Origin of the sequence: Kitasatospora sp. NPDC127121 (assembly GCF_042677305.1) — a bacterium.
Lineage (GTDB): Bacteria > Actinomycetota > Actinomycetes > Streptomycetales > Streptomycetaceae > Kitasatospora.
This window is the reverse complement of record NZ_JBHXTQ010000021.1, coordinates 84,358-96,897: the sequence shown is the minus strand read 5'-3', so window position 1 is coordinate 96,897 and position 12,540 is coordinate 84,358. Positions and strand designations below refer to the sequence as shown.

The window sequence follows — 12,540 nt, the reverse complement described above, 5'->3', positions numbered from 1 at the left end:
GCGGGCCCGCCCCCTGTGGGGGGGCGCCCGGGGCCCGCCCCCGCCGCGGTTGACCGGCGCCCAGCTGGTGGGGGGGGGGCGCGCCACCCCCGCCGCCCGCCCCTTGAATTTTCCCGGGGACTGTTCAGCCTCCGCCGGTGCTCCCGGACTGCCGGGGCAGCGCCAGTGCCACGGTGTCCGCGAACTCCCGCACCGCGCTCGTCCGGCTGACCACCCGGCCACTGTGCACCACCAGTCGGCTGTGGCCGCCCGCGAGCGCCCCGGCCAGGCTGTCCCCACGCACCGCCAGCAGCTCCGCCGGGAACCCGGCGTCCACCCGGACCGGCGGCAGCCCGAGCGCCGCCCGGGCCTGGTTCGCCACCGCGTCGTACGCCGCCTCCAGGTCCAGCTCCCCGCCCGCCGCCAGCAGGTACGCCGACTCCAGCGGATCCGCCCGGCCGACCGGGTTGGACTGGTCCCGCAGCGCGCCGCTGCCGGCCGCCAGCGGCACCCGGGCCTCCGTCAACTCCCGCAGCAGGCCCGGCCGCAGCCCTGGCACCCGGCCCTCCAGCCCGGTGCAGCCGCCGTTCTGCGGCAGGCAGACCACCCGCACCCCGCCGGCCGCCAGCACCGTGGACGCACCCCGGGTCAGCGCCCCGCACGGCCCGAGCGTCACCCGCGGCCGCAGCGGGGCCAACGCGCTGACCAGCCGCGCGAGTTGGGCCGGATCGCCGGCCGTGGTGTGCAGGTCCACCGGGCAGTCCGCCTCCCGGGCGGCCTCCAGCAGCACCTGGACGTACCCGGCCGGATCCGGGTCCAGCTCCGGGCAGCCGCCGGCCGCGGTGGCGCCCAGCTTGAGCGCGTCGCGCAGTTGCGCCCGGCCATCGGCGCCGGCCCGGCCGGTGAGCAGCCGGGGCATCGCCACCGCCTGGAGTTCGGCCAGGCCGCGCAGCGCCTGCCGGGCGGTGAGCACCGCCTCCAGCCGACGCAGCCCGTGCACGTCGCCGATCCGGACGTGGGTGCGCTGGGCGGTGGCGCCGTAGCCGAGCGAGGCGAGCGCGGCCTCGGTGACCCGCCGGGTGAGGTCGCCGGGGCTCTCCGGGGGCGGGGCGGACAGGGCGGCCGAGAAGGCGGCGTCGTAGTGGGCGTGCGCCTCGGCAGGGGCCGGCAGCAGCAGGTAGCCCTTGAGGTCGATCCGGGCGCCGGTGGTGACGGTGGGTGCGCCGGGCAGGGCGGGTAGCGGGCCGAGGCTGCCGACGGTGCCGACGGCCTGGATCCGGTCCCCGCTGATCCGGACGTCCACCACCCGCCCGTCGGCCAGTCGGGCGCCGGTGAGCAGGAGGACCGGTCCGTGCCCGAGCGGGTTGGCTGTCGGGCCGGAGCCGGAGTGCGGTCCGTCGGCGGCTGCGCTGTCCATCGCAGGCTCCTTCCCGCGCTGGCCCGTCCGGTCGGCCGGACCGTCCTGATCCCGGGTCGTCCTGACGCCCCGGGCCGTCCCCGTCGATGAGGGTCGAGCCTATGGCGCGTGGGGGCGGGGCGCTCGGAGGCGGGCAATAGTCGTATCGGGTCGGGCCGTGCGGCTGGTGGGCCGATCGAACGCGGGGCCTTGGATCGTCCGTCCGTTCACCTCGCCGACCTGCGGTCTTCGCGTCGGGATACGGATTTCACCTCTGGGCGCGGAACGTGTAATCTCTTCCTCGTTCGCCCCTATAGCTCAGTCGGTAGAGCGTCTCCATGGTAAGGAGAAGGTCTGCGGTTCGATTCCGCATGGGGGCTCTGGTGAAAAGCAGTCGGCTTCGGTTGTGCTGCGGATCACTGTGGCGGTGTAGCTCAGTTGGTAGAGCAAGCGGCTCATAATCGCTGTGTCACCGGTTCAAGTCCGGTCACCGCTACCCCGCGTAGTCGGTCGGGAGATCGCACTCCCGGTCGGCTACTCTTGTTGTGTTCTTATTCGTTGTCCCAGGAAGGCACTCCCGTGGCTGCCACCGACGTCCGCCCGAAGATCACGCTGGCCTGCGTGGAGTGCAAGGAGCGGAACTACATCACCAAGAAGAACCGGCGTAACGACCCGGACCGTCTTGAGATGAAGAAGCACTGCCCCCGCTGCAACTCGCACACCGCGCACCGCGAGACCCGCTGACCCTCTCGCAGGGCGTCGGGCCTGTGTGACAGGTCTTGAGCTCCGGGCCGCATCCCTCAGGGGGTGCGGCCCGGAGTTTTTCGCGTATGCACCCATGCGCGCCCCGCCGGCGGCAACGGCCGCCGGATCCACCGTGCTTCCGAGGAGTTGCCCCATGGCACTCGACCCCTCCTTCATCGGGCGGACCTACCCGCCCACCGAGCCGTACGAGGTCGGCCGGGAGAAGATCCGCGAGTTCGCGATCGCGATCGGGGACACCAATCCGGCGTTCACCGATCCGGCGGTGGCGAAGGCGCTGGGCCACCCCGACGTGATCGCCCCGACGACCTTCCCGTTCGTGATCACCTACCAGGCGGCCTCCCAGGTGGTCGAGGACCCGGAGCTGGGCCTGGACTACAGCCGAGTGGTGCACGGGGACCAGAAGTTCTCCTACTCCCGCCCGGTGCTGGCCGGCGACCGGCTGACGGTCGCGGTCACCATCGACAACATCAAGTCGCTGGCGGGCAACGACGTGCTCACCGTGCGTGGCGAGGTGTCGGACGCGATCGGCGAGCACGTGGTGACGTCGGTCATGACGCTGGTGGCCCGGGCCGCCGACGAGACGGGGAAGTGAACACGATGGCGATCAGCTACGACGAGGTCGAGGTCGGCACCCAGCTGCCGGCGCAGTCCTTCCCGGTGACCCGCGACACCCTGGTGCGGTACGCGGGCGCCTCCGGCGACTTCAACCCGATCCACTGGAACGAGAAGTTCGCCGTGGAGGTCGGCCTGCCGGACGTCATCGCGCACGGAATGTTCACCATGGCTGCGGCCATTCGGGTGGTCACCGACTGGGTCGGCGACCCGGCCGCGGTGGTCGAGTACGGCGTCCGCTTCACCCGCCCCGTCCCGGTGCCGAACGACGGCGTCGGTGCGGTGGTCGAGGTGTCGGCGAAGGTCGCCAAGCTGCTGGACGACCGCAAGGTGCAGGTCGACCTGCTGGCCACCACCGGCGGGCAGAAGGTGCTCGGGATGTCCAGGGCGGTCGTCCGGCTCGCCTGAAGGCCCCTCGGCCCCAGGTGTGTCCGGCCGCGGCGGGGCCCGTCCGACGGGATTCCCGCCGCGCCCGTCGGCCTTGCGAAGATAGTGATTGGCCACTAACTTTGTCCGCATGGCGAGGGCGAGCATGCGGATGAGTGCGGAGGAGCGGCGCGAGAGCGTCGTTCGCGCCGCAGTGATCGAGTTCGCCAGGAGCGGCTACCGGGGGACGTCCACCGAGGCGATCGCCCGCCGGGTGGGTGTCTCGCAGCCGTACCTGTTCCGGCTGTTCCCCGGCAAGCAGGCGATCTTCACGGCCGCCGCCGAGCGCTGCATCGAGGAGACCTGGAAGGTCTTCGACGAGGCCTCGGTCGGGCTGACCGGGCCGGCGGCCGCCCAAGCGATGTCCGAGGCGTACCTGGGCCTGGTCGCGGACGGCGAGCAGCTCATGATGCAGATGCAGCTCTACGTCTCGGTGTTCGCGGCCCGGACGACCGGCGAGGACGAGATCGGGGAGACCGCCCGGAGGCTCTGGGAGGAGCTGTTCGAGCGGGTCAGGGGCCGGATCGGCGGTGACGTGCAGGGCACCGCGGAGTTCTTCGCGTACGGGATGCTGATCAACACGCTGGTGGCGCTGGGGTACCCCCGGGACCACCGGATCTGGAGCGGCCTGGGCTTCGGGGAGCACGAAGAGCACGGAGAGCGTGGAGAGCACGGCGAGGGCGGGGAGTAGCGGGCCGCACGGTGGAGTCCGTGCGGCCTTTTTTCGGGCCTCGAAAGTTAGTGATCAATAACTATCTAAGACCCCTGGGGGGAAACCATGACGGAGAGAACGGAAGAACAGGGCCTGGGACGGCTCGGTGTCTGGACGCTGGTGATCACCAGCGTCGCGGGCTTCATGGCCAGCCTGGACAACCTGGTCGTCACCACCGCGCTGCCGTCCATCCGCGAGGACCTCGGCGGCGGGCTGTCCGACCTGGAGTGGACGGTCAGCGCCTACACCCTGTCCTTCGCCGTCCTGCTGATGTTCGGCGCCGCGCTCGGCGACCGGTTCGGCCGCCGCCGGATCTTCCTGGTCGGGCTCACGCTCTTCACCGTCGGCTCCGCCGCGGCCGCCCTCTCGCCGGGCATCGGCGCGCTGATCGCCGCCCGCGCCGTCCAGGGCGCCGGCGCCGCGGTCTCCATGCCGCTCACCCTCACCCTGCTCACCGCCGCGGTGCCGGCGGCCAGGCGAGGTCTGGCCTTCGGCATCTGGGCGGGCGTCAACGGCCTGGCCGTCGCCACCGGACCGCTGGTCGGCGGGACGCTCACCGAGCACTTCTCCTGGCAGTGGATCTTCTGGGTGAACGTCCCGGTCGGCCTCGTCCTGATCCCGCTCGCCGCCCTCAAGCTCCGCGAGAGCCGGGGCGCCAACCCGGCGCTGGACGTGGTCGGTACGATCCTGGTCAGCCTGGGCCTGTTCGGCGTCGTCCTCGGCCTGATCCGCGGCAACCCGAACGGCTGGACCAGCCCGCTGGTGCTCGGCTCCCTGATCGGCGGCGTCGCACTGCTCACCGCCTTCGTGCTCTACGAGCAGCGCTGGGCCCGGCACCCGATGCTCCCGATGCGGCTGTTCCGCAGCCGGGCCTTCTCCGCCGTCAACGCCTCCGGCCTGCTGATGTTCCTCGGCATGTTCGGCTCGATCTTCCTGATCAGCCAGCACCTGCAGAGCGTGGGTGGCTACAGCCCGCAGGAGGCCGGCATCCGGATGCTCCCGTGGACCGGCATGCCGCTGATCGTCGCCCCGATCGCAGGCATCCTGGCCGACCGCTTCGGCGGCCGCCCGATCGTGGTCACCGGGCTGCTGCTGCAGGGCGCCGGCCTGGCGATGTACGCGGCGATCACCAGCGGCAGCACCGGCTACGACTACGCCGCCGAGATCCCCGCCGTGGTGATCTGCGGCATCGGCATGTCGCTGTACTTCGCCCCGACCGCCGCCCTGGTGATGGACAGCGTCCGGCCGGAGGAGCAGGGCATCGCCTCCGGCGCCAACAACGCGCTGCGCGAGGTCGGCGGCGCGCTCGGCGTGGCCGTCCTCTCGGCGGTGTTCTCGGCGCAGGGCGGGTACACGTCGGAGCAGTCCTTCATCGACGGGCTGGTGCCCGCGTTGTACGTCGGCGCCGGGGTGGTGGCGGTCGCGGCGGTCTGCGCGTTCTTCCTCCCGCGCCGGGTGAAGCCCGCGGCCGTCGCCGACGAGCCGGCGGCCGTGGAGCCGGAGCAGGCCGGTGCCGAGCAGACCGGTGCCGAGCGGGCCGGTGCCGAGCGGGCCGAGGACGCGGCGCCCGTCCACGCCGAGGCCTCGAAGGCCTGACCGGCCGATCCGGGTGAGGGTGCGGGGGCGGCCGGGCGGCCGCCCCCGCACCCGTACGCTGGTGGGCGTGCTGGTAGAAAACGACGCCCCCCTCGCCCTGCTGACCACGCTCCGGCTCGGCGGCCCGGCCCGCCGCCTGGTGACCGCCCACACCGACGACGAGGTGATCGCCGCCGTCCGCGCGGCCGACGAGGCCGGCGAGCCGCTGCTGGTCCTCGGCGGCGGTTCCAACCTGGTGATCGGCGACGCCGGCTTCCCCGGCACCGTGCTGCGGATCGCGACCACCGGCTTCGCCCTGGACGGCACCGTGCTGGAGCTGGCGGCCGGCGAGGTCTGGTCGGAGGCGGTCACCCGCGCGGTGCGCGAGCACGGCCTGGCGGGCGTCGAGTTCCTGGCCGGCATCCCCGGCTCGGCCGGTGCGACCCCGGTGCAGAACGTCGGCGCGTACGGCCAGGAGGTCGCCCAGTCGATCACCGAGGTGGTCGCCTACGACCGCACGGCCGGCGAGGTGGTCACGCTCCCCAACGCCGAGTGCGCGTTCTCCTACCGGCACAGCCGCTTCAAGGCCGAGCCGGACCGCTACGTGGTGCTGCGGGTGCGGTTCGCCCTGGCCGACCACGAGGGGCTCTCCACCCCGGTCAAGTACGCCGAGGTGGCCAGGCACTTCGGCGTCGAGCAGGGCGAGCGGGTGCCGCTGGAGCGGGCGCACGACGCGGTGCTGGGGCTGCGCTCCGGCAAGGGCATGGTGCTGGACCCGGCGGACCACGACACCTGGTCGGCTGGCTCCTTCTTCACCAACCCGGTGCTCACCGCCGCCCAGTACGAGTCCTTCCGGACCCGCCCGGGCACCGAGAACGCCCCCGCCTACCCGGCGCCGGAGGGCTGCACCAAGACCTCGGCCGCCTGGCTGATCGACCGGGCCGGCTTCGGCAAGGGCTACGGCAGCGGCCCGGCGACGCTCTCCACCAAGCACACCCTGGCGCTCACCAACCGCGGCGCGGCCACCGCCGAGGACCTGCTGGCGCTGGCCCGGGAGATCCGGGACGGCGTCCGCGAGGCCTTCGGGGTCGAGCTGGTGAACGAGCCGGTGATGATCGGCGTCAAGCTCTAGGCCTGTCCGGGGTCGGCCTGATCCACAAGACACGCCTCAGGTGGCGCTGACCAGCCAGGTGTCGATGTCCGCCAGCAGCTCCTTGCGGACGGCCTCCGGCGCGCGCGAGCCGCGGACGGACTGCCGTGCCAGCTCGGCGAGTTCGGCGTCGCCGAAGCCGAGGACGTCGCGGGCCAGGTCGTACTGGGCGGCCAGCCGGCTGCCGAACAGCAGCGGGTCGTCCGCGCCCAGGGCCAGCGGCACGCCGGCGTCGAACAGCCGCCGCAGCGGGACGTCCTCGGGGCGCTCGTAGACGCCGAGCGAGACGTTCGAGGAGGGGCAGACCTCGCAGGTGATCTGGCGGTCCGCCAGCCGTTCCATCAGCCGGGGGTCCTCGGCGGCGCGGACGCCGTGGCCGATCCGGCCGGCGCCCAGGTCGTCCAGGCAGTCCCGGACGGATTCGGGCCCGGCCAGCTCGCCGCCGTGCGGGGCGGCCAGCAGCCCGCCCTTGCGGGCGATCTCGAAGGCCCGGTCGAAGTCCCGGGCGAGGCCGCGCCGCTCGTCGTTGGAGAGGCCGAAGCCGACCACGCCCTGGTCGGCGTACCGGACGGCGAGCCGGGCCAGCGTCCGGGCGTCCATCGGGGACTTCATCCGGTTCGCCGCGACCAGCACCCGGATGCCCACCCCGGTGGCCGTGGCGGCGTTCTCCACGGCGTCCAGGATCAGCTCCAGCGCGGGGATCAGCCCGCCCAGCCGGGGCGCGTACGAGGTCGGGTCGACCTGGATCTCCAGCCAGCGGGAGCCGTCCCGCCGCTCGTCCTGGGCGGTCTCCAGGACCAGCCGGCGGATGTCCTCCTCGTCCCGCAGCACCGAGCGGGCGGTGTCGTACAGGCGCTGGAAGCGGAACCAGCCGCGTTCGTCGGTGGCCCGCAGTTGCGGCGGCTCGCCGGAGCTGAGCGCCTCCGGCAGTCGGACGCCGTGCTTGTCGGCCAGCTCCAGCAGGGTGGCGGGCCGCATCGAGCCGGTGAAGTGCAGGTGCAGGTGGGCCTTCGGGAGGTCCCTGACGTCTCGCGGATTCAACAGGCGTTCCATTCGCCGATACTGCCGCATCGGACCCCCAAACGGGAACCGCCCTCCTTCCGTCCCCCGAAGGGGTGAAAGAGGGCGGTACCCGACGTGAAGCGCGGGTGTCAGCGGCCTTCAGCGGCCTTCAGCGGACGTCAGCGGGCGCCGGCGGGTGTCAGTCGCGGGCCTCGCCGAGCAGCTTCTGCAGCCGGCCGATGCCCTCGGCCAGGTCGGCGTCGCCGAGCGCGTAGGAGAACCGCAGGTAGCCGGGGGTGCCGAAGGCCTCGCCCGGGACGGCCGCGACCTCGGCCTCGTCCAGGATCAGCGAGGCCAGCTCGCCGGAGCTCTGCGGGCGGTGGCCGCGGATCTCCTTGCCCAGCAGGCCCTTGACGGACGGGTACACGTAGAAGGCGCCCTCCGGCTCGGGGCAGTACACGCCCTCGATCTCGTTGAGCATCCGCACGATGGTCTTGCGGCGGCGGTCGAAGGCGGTGCGCATCTCGTGCACCGCGGCCAGGTCGCCGCTGACGGCGGCGATCGCGGCGCGCTGGGCGACGTTGGAGACGTTCGAGGTGGCGTGCGACTGCAGGTTGGTCGCGGCCTTGATGACGTCCTTGGGGCCGATCACCCAGCCCACCCGCCAGCCGGTCATCGCGTAGGTCTTGGCGACGCCGTTGACCACGATGCACTTGTCGGCCAGCTCGGGCAGCAGGGCCGGCAGCGAGGTGAAGGAGGCGTCGCCGTACACCAGGTGCTCGTAGATCTCGTCGGTGAGCACCCAGAGGCCGTGCTCCAGCGCCCAGCGGCCGATCGCCTCGGCCTCGGCCTCGGTGTACACCGCGCCGGTCGGGTTGGACGGCGAGACGAAGAGCACCACCTTGGTGTTCTCGGTGCGGGCGGCTTCCAGCTGCTCGACCGAGACCTTGTAACCGGTGGTCTCGTCGGTCACGACCTCCACCGGGACGCCGCCGGCGAGCTGGACCGACTCCGGGTAGGTGGTCCAGTACGGGGCCGGGACGATGACCTCGTCGCCCGGGTCCAGGATCGCGGCGAACGCCTCGTAGATCGCCTGCTTGCCGCCGTTGGTGACCAGCACCTGGGAGGCGTCCACCTCGTAGCCGGAGTCGCGCAGCGTCTTGGCGGCGATCGCGGACTTCAGCTCGGGCAGGCCACCCGCCGGGGTGTAGCGGTGGTTCTTCGGGTCGCGGCAGGCCTCGACGGCCGCCTCGACGATGTAGTCCGGGGTGGGGAAGTCGGGCTCGCCGGCTCCGAAGCCGATCACCGGACGGCCGGCCGCCTTGAGGGCCTTGGCCTTGGCGTCCACGGCGAGGGTCGCGGACTCGGCGATCGCACCGATCCGGGCGGAGACCCGGCGGTCGGCGGGGCGGATGGAACGGTCGGGCTGCGGGGTGGAAGCGCTCATGCCTGCATCGTCGCAGAACCGGGACGGACCGGGCATCGTGGTTTCACCATCCGTACGGGACCGTCCACATGGCGGCGCCCGCCGATCCGCCGGTGATCATGCGGGCATGCCGGACATATGCCGGACAACCGGTTCCCCCGGAAGAAGAGGTTCGACCAAACACCCCTCGACCACGTATGCTCACTGCTCGACGGCCCGCCGAAAAAGAACCGGAGCTTCACCAGCTGTGCAGACAGCGGGGGGAGATGCGGTAGGTTGGTCGCTACGGAGTCGCGAGACCCCGTAGGGCAATAGCTCAATTGGTAGAGCACCGGTCTCCAAAACCGGCGGTTGGGGGTTCAAGTCCCTCTTGCCCTGCTGCTTGATCCGTTTTCAGCCCGTTCGCTCCGCAGAGCGAGCGGGCTTGATGCGGAGAGGGCTCCGAATCAGCACCGCTTGTAGCCGGCCGTTCGTGCCCCATCGGGCGCGAGCCGCTCGGCCGGACCCGGATTCAGGTGAGGACGAGTGACGGAGACCACGGGCTCCACCGCAACGCCTGAGAGCGGCAACCCCGAGGGGGCCGACGGCGCTGCCGACACCACGCCCGCGGAGGGCGAGGACAAGTCGCTCTCGCGCCGCGAGCGCAAGCGCGCCGCCCGCGCCGGTGACAAGAAGTCCGGCAAGCGCGGCAAGATGGGTCCGTTCGCCCGAATCGGCCTGTTCTACCGCCAGATCATCGCCGAGCTGCGCAAGGTCGTCTGGCCCACCCGCAGCGAGCTCACCCAGTACACGACCGTCGTCGTCGTGTTCGTGGTGGTCGTGATGGGCTTCGTGGCCGGCCTCGACTACGGCCTCTCCAAGCTGAGCCTCCTGGTCTTCGGCTGACCTGGCCGTCCCACCTCCGTAGCAGTCTCCCGACCCGGGCCGAATCTTCGGCCCGGGTCGTGCTGTCTGCGCCGGACGTACGCGGCCGCTACCGTGGACTCGGTACTGTTGAAGTCTCCGAGTCCTCTCCTGGCGCCCGCGCGAGCGGCAGCCCGCCGGAGCCGGCCCCGGAGCGCGCCACCTTCACCATCTCCAGGAAAGAAGCAGCCACCGTGTCTGAGTCCCCCCTGTACGACGCCGACGAGACCGTCCGCGAGGCGGATGTCGCCGCCGAGCTGGACGCGGCCGAGCTGGCTGACGAAGCCGAGTCCGCCGAGCAGATCGTTGACGCCGTGGACGGCGACGAGGACGAGGTCGAGGCGCACGACGAGGCCGAGGCCGGCGAGCCCGCCGAGGAGGCGGCGCTGCACGTGGAGGACGACGTGGAGCCCGCCGCCGAGGAGACCGAGGCCGACGCCGAGGATGCCGACGCCGAGGAGGCCGAGGCTGAGGCTGAGGAGACCGTCGAGGTCGACCCGGTCGCCAAGTTCCGCGAGGACCTGCGCTTCATGCCGGGCGAGTGGTACGTGATCCACACCTACGCCGGCTACGAGAACCGGGTGAAGCAGAACCTGGAGCAGCGCGCCGTCTCGCTGAACGTCGAGGAGTACATCTTCCAGGCCGAGGTGCCGCAGGAGGAGGTCGTCCAGATCAAGAACGGCGACCGCAAGACCATCCGCCAGAACAAGCTCCCCGGCTACGTCCTGGTGCGCATGGACCTCACCCCCGAATCCTGGGGCGTCGTGCGCAACACCCCCGGTGTCACCGGCTTCGTCGGCAACGCCTACGACCCGTACCCGCTGACCCTGGACGAGGTCGTCAAGATGCTCGCCCCGGACGTCGAGCGCCAGGCGGCCAAGGAGGCCGGCAAGCCCTCGCCGATCAAGCCGAGCGAGATCCAGGTGCTGGACTTCGAGGTCGGCGACTCGGTCACCGTCACCGACGGTCCGTTCGCGACGCTGCAGGCGACCATCAACGAGATCAACCCCGACTCGAAGAAGGTCAAGGGCCTGGTCGAGATCTTCGGCCGGGAGACCCCGGTCGAGCTCTCCTTCGACCAGATCCAGAAGAACTAGTCCCACAATCTTCGGATCCGGGGCGGGGCCGAGGGCCCTGCCCCGGATCCGTTTTGGTCCAGCGGCGCTAAGGCGTTAGCCTGGTTCGATGTGTGTGTTGGCGGCCGGGTGTCGCCCCGGTTCCGCACACACCAGCACTCACCTCTCGGAAGGACCCGGAGAGACATGCCTCCCAAGAAGAAGAAGGTCACGGGGCTTATCAAGCTCCAGATCAACGCCGGTGCGGCCAACCCGGCGCCGCCGGTCGGCCCCGCGCTGGGCCAGCACGGCGTCAACATCATGGAGTTCTGCAAGGCCTACAACGCTGCGACCGAGTCGCAGCGCGGCATGATCGTGCCGGTGGAGATCACGGTCTACGACGACCGTTCCTTCACCTTCATCACGAAGACGCCGCCGGCCGCGCGCCTCATCCTGAAGGCCGCCGGTGTGGACAAGGGCTCCAGCGAGCCGCACAAGACCAAGGTCGCCAAGCTCACCAGCGCCCAGGTCCGCGACATCGCGACCACCAAGATGCCCGACCTGAACGCCAACGACCTGGACGCGGCGGAGAAGATCATCGCCGGCACCGCCCGGTCGATGGGCATCACCGTCGAGGGCTGACCAGCTCTTTTCGTCCCTGTGGTAGGGCCTGCGCAGGCCCGTGATACCACGACTCCCATCACCATTCAGGAGCAGCAGTGAAGCGCAGCAAGGCTCTGAAGGCCGCGGACGCTCAGGTCGACCGCGACCGCCTCTACGCCCCCCTCGAGGCCATCCGCCTCGCCAAGGCGACCAGCACCACCAAGTTCGACGGCACCGTCGAGGTCGCCATGCGTCTGGGCGTCGACCCGCGCAAGGCCGACCAGATGGTCCGCAGCACCGTGATCCTCCCGCACGGCACCGGTAAGACCGCTCGGGTCCTGGTCTTCGCGACCGGTGACCGTGCCGAGGCCGCGCGTGCTGCGGGCGCCGACATCGTCGGCTCCGACGAGCTGATCAACGAGGTCGCCAAGGGCCGCCTGGACTTCGACGCCGTCGTCGCCACCCCGGACCTCATGGGCAAGGTCGGCCGCCTCGGCCGCGTGCTCGGTCCCCGTGGTCTGATGCCGAACCCGAAGACCGGCACCGTGACCCCGGACGTCGCCAAGGCTGTCAACGACATCAAGGGCGGCAAGATCGAGTTCCGCGTCGACAAGCACTCGAACCTGCACTTCATCATCGGTAAGGCCTCCTTCACCGACGAGCAGCTGGTCGAGAACTACGCCGCCGCGCTGGACGAGGTGCTCCGCGCCAAGCCGTCCGCCGCCAAGGGCCGCTACATCAAGAAGACCGCCATCAGCACCACGATCGGCCCCGGCATCCCCGTGGACCCGAACCGCACCCGCAACCTCTTCGTCGAAGAGGACCCGGCCGCGGTCTGAGCCGATCGGCTCTGAAGCAGTCTGTACAGCGGGCCCGTACCCCCTTCACCGGGGGTGCGGGCCCGCCGTCGTTTCCGGATCGGAATAGGGGTGGATG

General features: G+C 71.4%; 13 protein-coding genes and 3 tRNA genes. 13 read left to right on the top strand and 3 right to left on the bottom strand.

Annotation, left to right across the window (positions count from 1 at the left end; all coding sequences use genetic code 11):
• Window positions 1-124: 124 nt before the first annotated feature.
• Window positions 125-1,396, bottom strand: a complete 1,272-nt coding sequence (locus ACFVHI_RS13985) for a hydrolase (protein WP_380338877.1) — start codon at window positions 1,394-1,396, stop codon at window positions 125-127.
• A 286-nt stretch (window positions 1,397-1,682) separates the two neighbouring features.
• On the opposite strand from ACFVHI_RS13985, the gene ACFVHI_RS13980 reads away from it, so the two are divergent.
• The 8 genes from ACFVHI_RS13980 (at window position 1,683) to ACFVHI_RS13945 (ending at window position 6,597) form a co-directional block, all read left to right on the top strand.
• A tRNA-Thr gene (locus ACFVHI_RS13980) sits at window positions 1,683-1,755 on the top strand.
• 43 nt (window positions 1,756-1,798) lie between these two features.
• A tRNA-Met gene (locus ACFVHI_RS13975) sits at window positions 1,799-1,871 on the top strand.
• Window positions 1,872-1,954: 83 nt separating this feature from the next.
• On the top strand, window positions 1,955-2,119 hold the full coding sequence (gene rpmG, locus ACFVHI_RS13970; protein ID WP_006604855.1) for a 50S ribosomal protein L33: 165 nt from the start codon (window positions 1,955-1,957) through the stop codon (window positions 2,117-2,119).
• A gap of 154 nt (window positions 2,120-2,273) precedes the next feature.
• A complete protein-coding gene (locus ACFVHI_RS13965) occupies window positions 2,274-2,732 on the top strand; it encodes a MaoC family dehydratase N-terminal domain-containing protein (RefSeq protein ID WP_363369376.1) in 459 nt (152 codons plus the stop codon).
• 5 nt (window positions 2,733-2,737) lie between these two features.
• A complete protein-coding gene (locus ACFVHI_RS13960; RefSeq protein WP_063351327.1) occupies window positions 2,738-3,160 on the top strand; it encodes a MaoC family dehydratase in 423 nt (140 codons plus the stop codon).
• Window positions 3,161-3,269: 109 nt separating this feature from the next.
• A complete protein-coding gene (locus ACFVHI_RS13955) occupies window positions 3,270-3,869 on the top strand; it encodes a TetR/AcrR family transcriptional regulator (RefSeq protein WP_380338873.1) in 600 nt (199 codons plus the stop codon).
• 87 nt (window positions 3,870-3,956) lie between these two features.
• Window positions 3,957-5,486, top strand: a complete 1,530-nt coding sequence (locus tag ACFVHI_RS13950; protein ID WP_380338870.1) for an MFS transporter — start codon at window positions 3,957-3,959, stop codon at window positions 5,484-5,486.
• 67 nt (window positions 5,487-5,553) lie between these two features.
• On the top strand, window positions 5,554-6,597 hold the full coding sequence (locus ACFVHI_RS13945; protein WP_380338867.1) for a UDP-N-acetylmuramate dehydrogenase: 1,044 nt from the start codon (window positions 5,554-5,556) through the stop codon (window positions 6,595-6,597).
• A 36-nt stretch (window positions 6,598-6,633) separates the two neighbouring features.
• On the opposite strand, the gene ACFVHI_RS13940 is transcribed toward ACFVHI_RS13945, so the two are convergent.
• Both ACFVHI_RS13940 and ACFVHI_RS13935 read right to left on the bottom strand, forming a co-directional pair.
• A complete protein-coding gene (locus ACFVHI_RS13940) occupies window positions 6,634-7,668 on the bottom strand; it encodes an adenosine deaminase (RefSeq protein ID WP_380338864.1) in 1,035 nt (344 codons plus the stop codon).
• A 148-nt stretch (window positions 7,669-7,816) separates the two neighbouring features.
• Window positions 7,817-9,064, bottom strand: a complete 1,248-nt coding sequence (locus ACFVHI_RS13935) for a pyridoxal phosphate-dependent aminotransferase (protein WP_063348929.1) — start codon at window positions 9,062-9,064, stop codon at window positions 7,817-7,819.
• Between the two features lie 284 nt (window positions 9,065-9,348).
• Between ACFVHI_RS13935 and ACFVHI_RS13930 the strand changes: the two genes are divergently transcribed.
• From ACFVHI_RS13930 to rplA, 5 genes are all read left to right on the top strand, one after another.
• Window positions 9,349-9,421 (top strand) — tRNA-Trp (locus ACFVHI_RS13930).
• A gap of 147 nt (window positions 9,422-9,568) precedes the next feature.
• Window positions 9,569-9,928, top strand: coding sequence for a preprotein translocase subunit SecE (gene secE / locus ACFVHI_RS13925; RefSeq protein ID WP_063348930.1), 360 nt, complete (start codon window positions 9,569-9,571; stop codon window positions 9,926-9,928).
• Between the two features lie 212 nt (window positions 9,929-10,140).
• Window positions 10,141-11,043 carry a transcription termination/antitermination protein NusG gene (gene nusG, locus ACFVHI_RS13920; protein ID WP_380338860.1) on the top strand — a complete coding sequence of 301 codons (903 nt, stop codon included), beginning with the start codon at window positions 10,141-10,143 and terminating at the stop codon, window positions 11,041-11,043.
• Between the two features lie 165 nt (window positions 11,044-11,208).
• A complete protein-coding gene (rplK, locus tag ACFVHI_RS13915) occupies window positions 11,209-11,643 on the top strand; it encodes a 50S ribosomal protein L11 (RefSeq protein ID WP_063348931.1) in 435 nt (144 codons plus the stop codon).
• Window positions 11,644-11,720: 77 nt separating this feature from the next.
• Window positions 11,721-12,443 carry a 50S ribosomal protein L1 gene (gene rplA / locus ACFVHI_RS13910; RefSeq protein WP_063348932.1) on the top strand — a complete coding sequence of 241 codons (723 nt, stop codon included), beginning with the start codon at window positions 11,721-11,723 and terminating at the stop codon, window positions 12,441-12,443.
• The last annotated feature ends 97 nt before the right edge of the window (window positions 12,444-12,540 follow it).

Bases quoted from the DNA above. Each gene is read 5' to 3' on its own strand.
- ACFVHI_RS13950 (WP_380338870.1), top strand. From the start codon at position 3,957: ATGACGGAGAGAACGGAAGAACAGGGCCTGGGACGGCTCGGTGTCTGG.
- ACFVHI_RS13955 (WP_380338873.1), top strand. From the start codon at position 3,270: ATGGCGAGGGCGAGCATGCGGATGAGTGCGGAGGAGCGGCGCGAGAGC.
- ACFVHI_RS13985 (WP_380338877.1), bottom strand. From the start codon at position 1,396: ATGGACAGCGCAGCCGCCGACGGACCGCACTCCGGCTCCGGCCCGACA.
- rplK (WP_063348931.1), top strand. From the start codon at position 11,209: ATGCCTCCCAAGAAGAAGAAGGTCACGGGGCTTATCAAGCTCCAGATC.
- ACFVHI_RS13935 (WP_063348929.1), bottom strand. From the start codon at position 9,064: ATGAGCGCTTCCACCCCGCAGCCCGACCGTTCCATCCGCCCCGCCGAC.
- ACFVHI_RS13960 (WP_063351327.1), top strand. From the start codon at position 2,738: ATGGCGATCAGCTACGACGAGGTCGAGGTCGGCACCCAGCTGCCGGCG.
- ACFVHI_RS13965 (WP_363369376.1), top strand. From the start codon at position 2,274: ATGGCACTCGACCCCTCCTTCATCGGGCGGACCTACCCGCCCACCGAG.
- ACFVHI_RS13940 (WP_380338864.1), bottom strand. From the start codon at position 7,668: ATGGAACGCCTGTTGAATCCGCGAGACGTCAGGGACCTCCCGAAGGCC.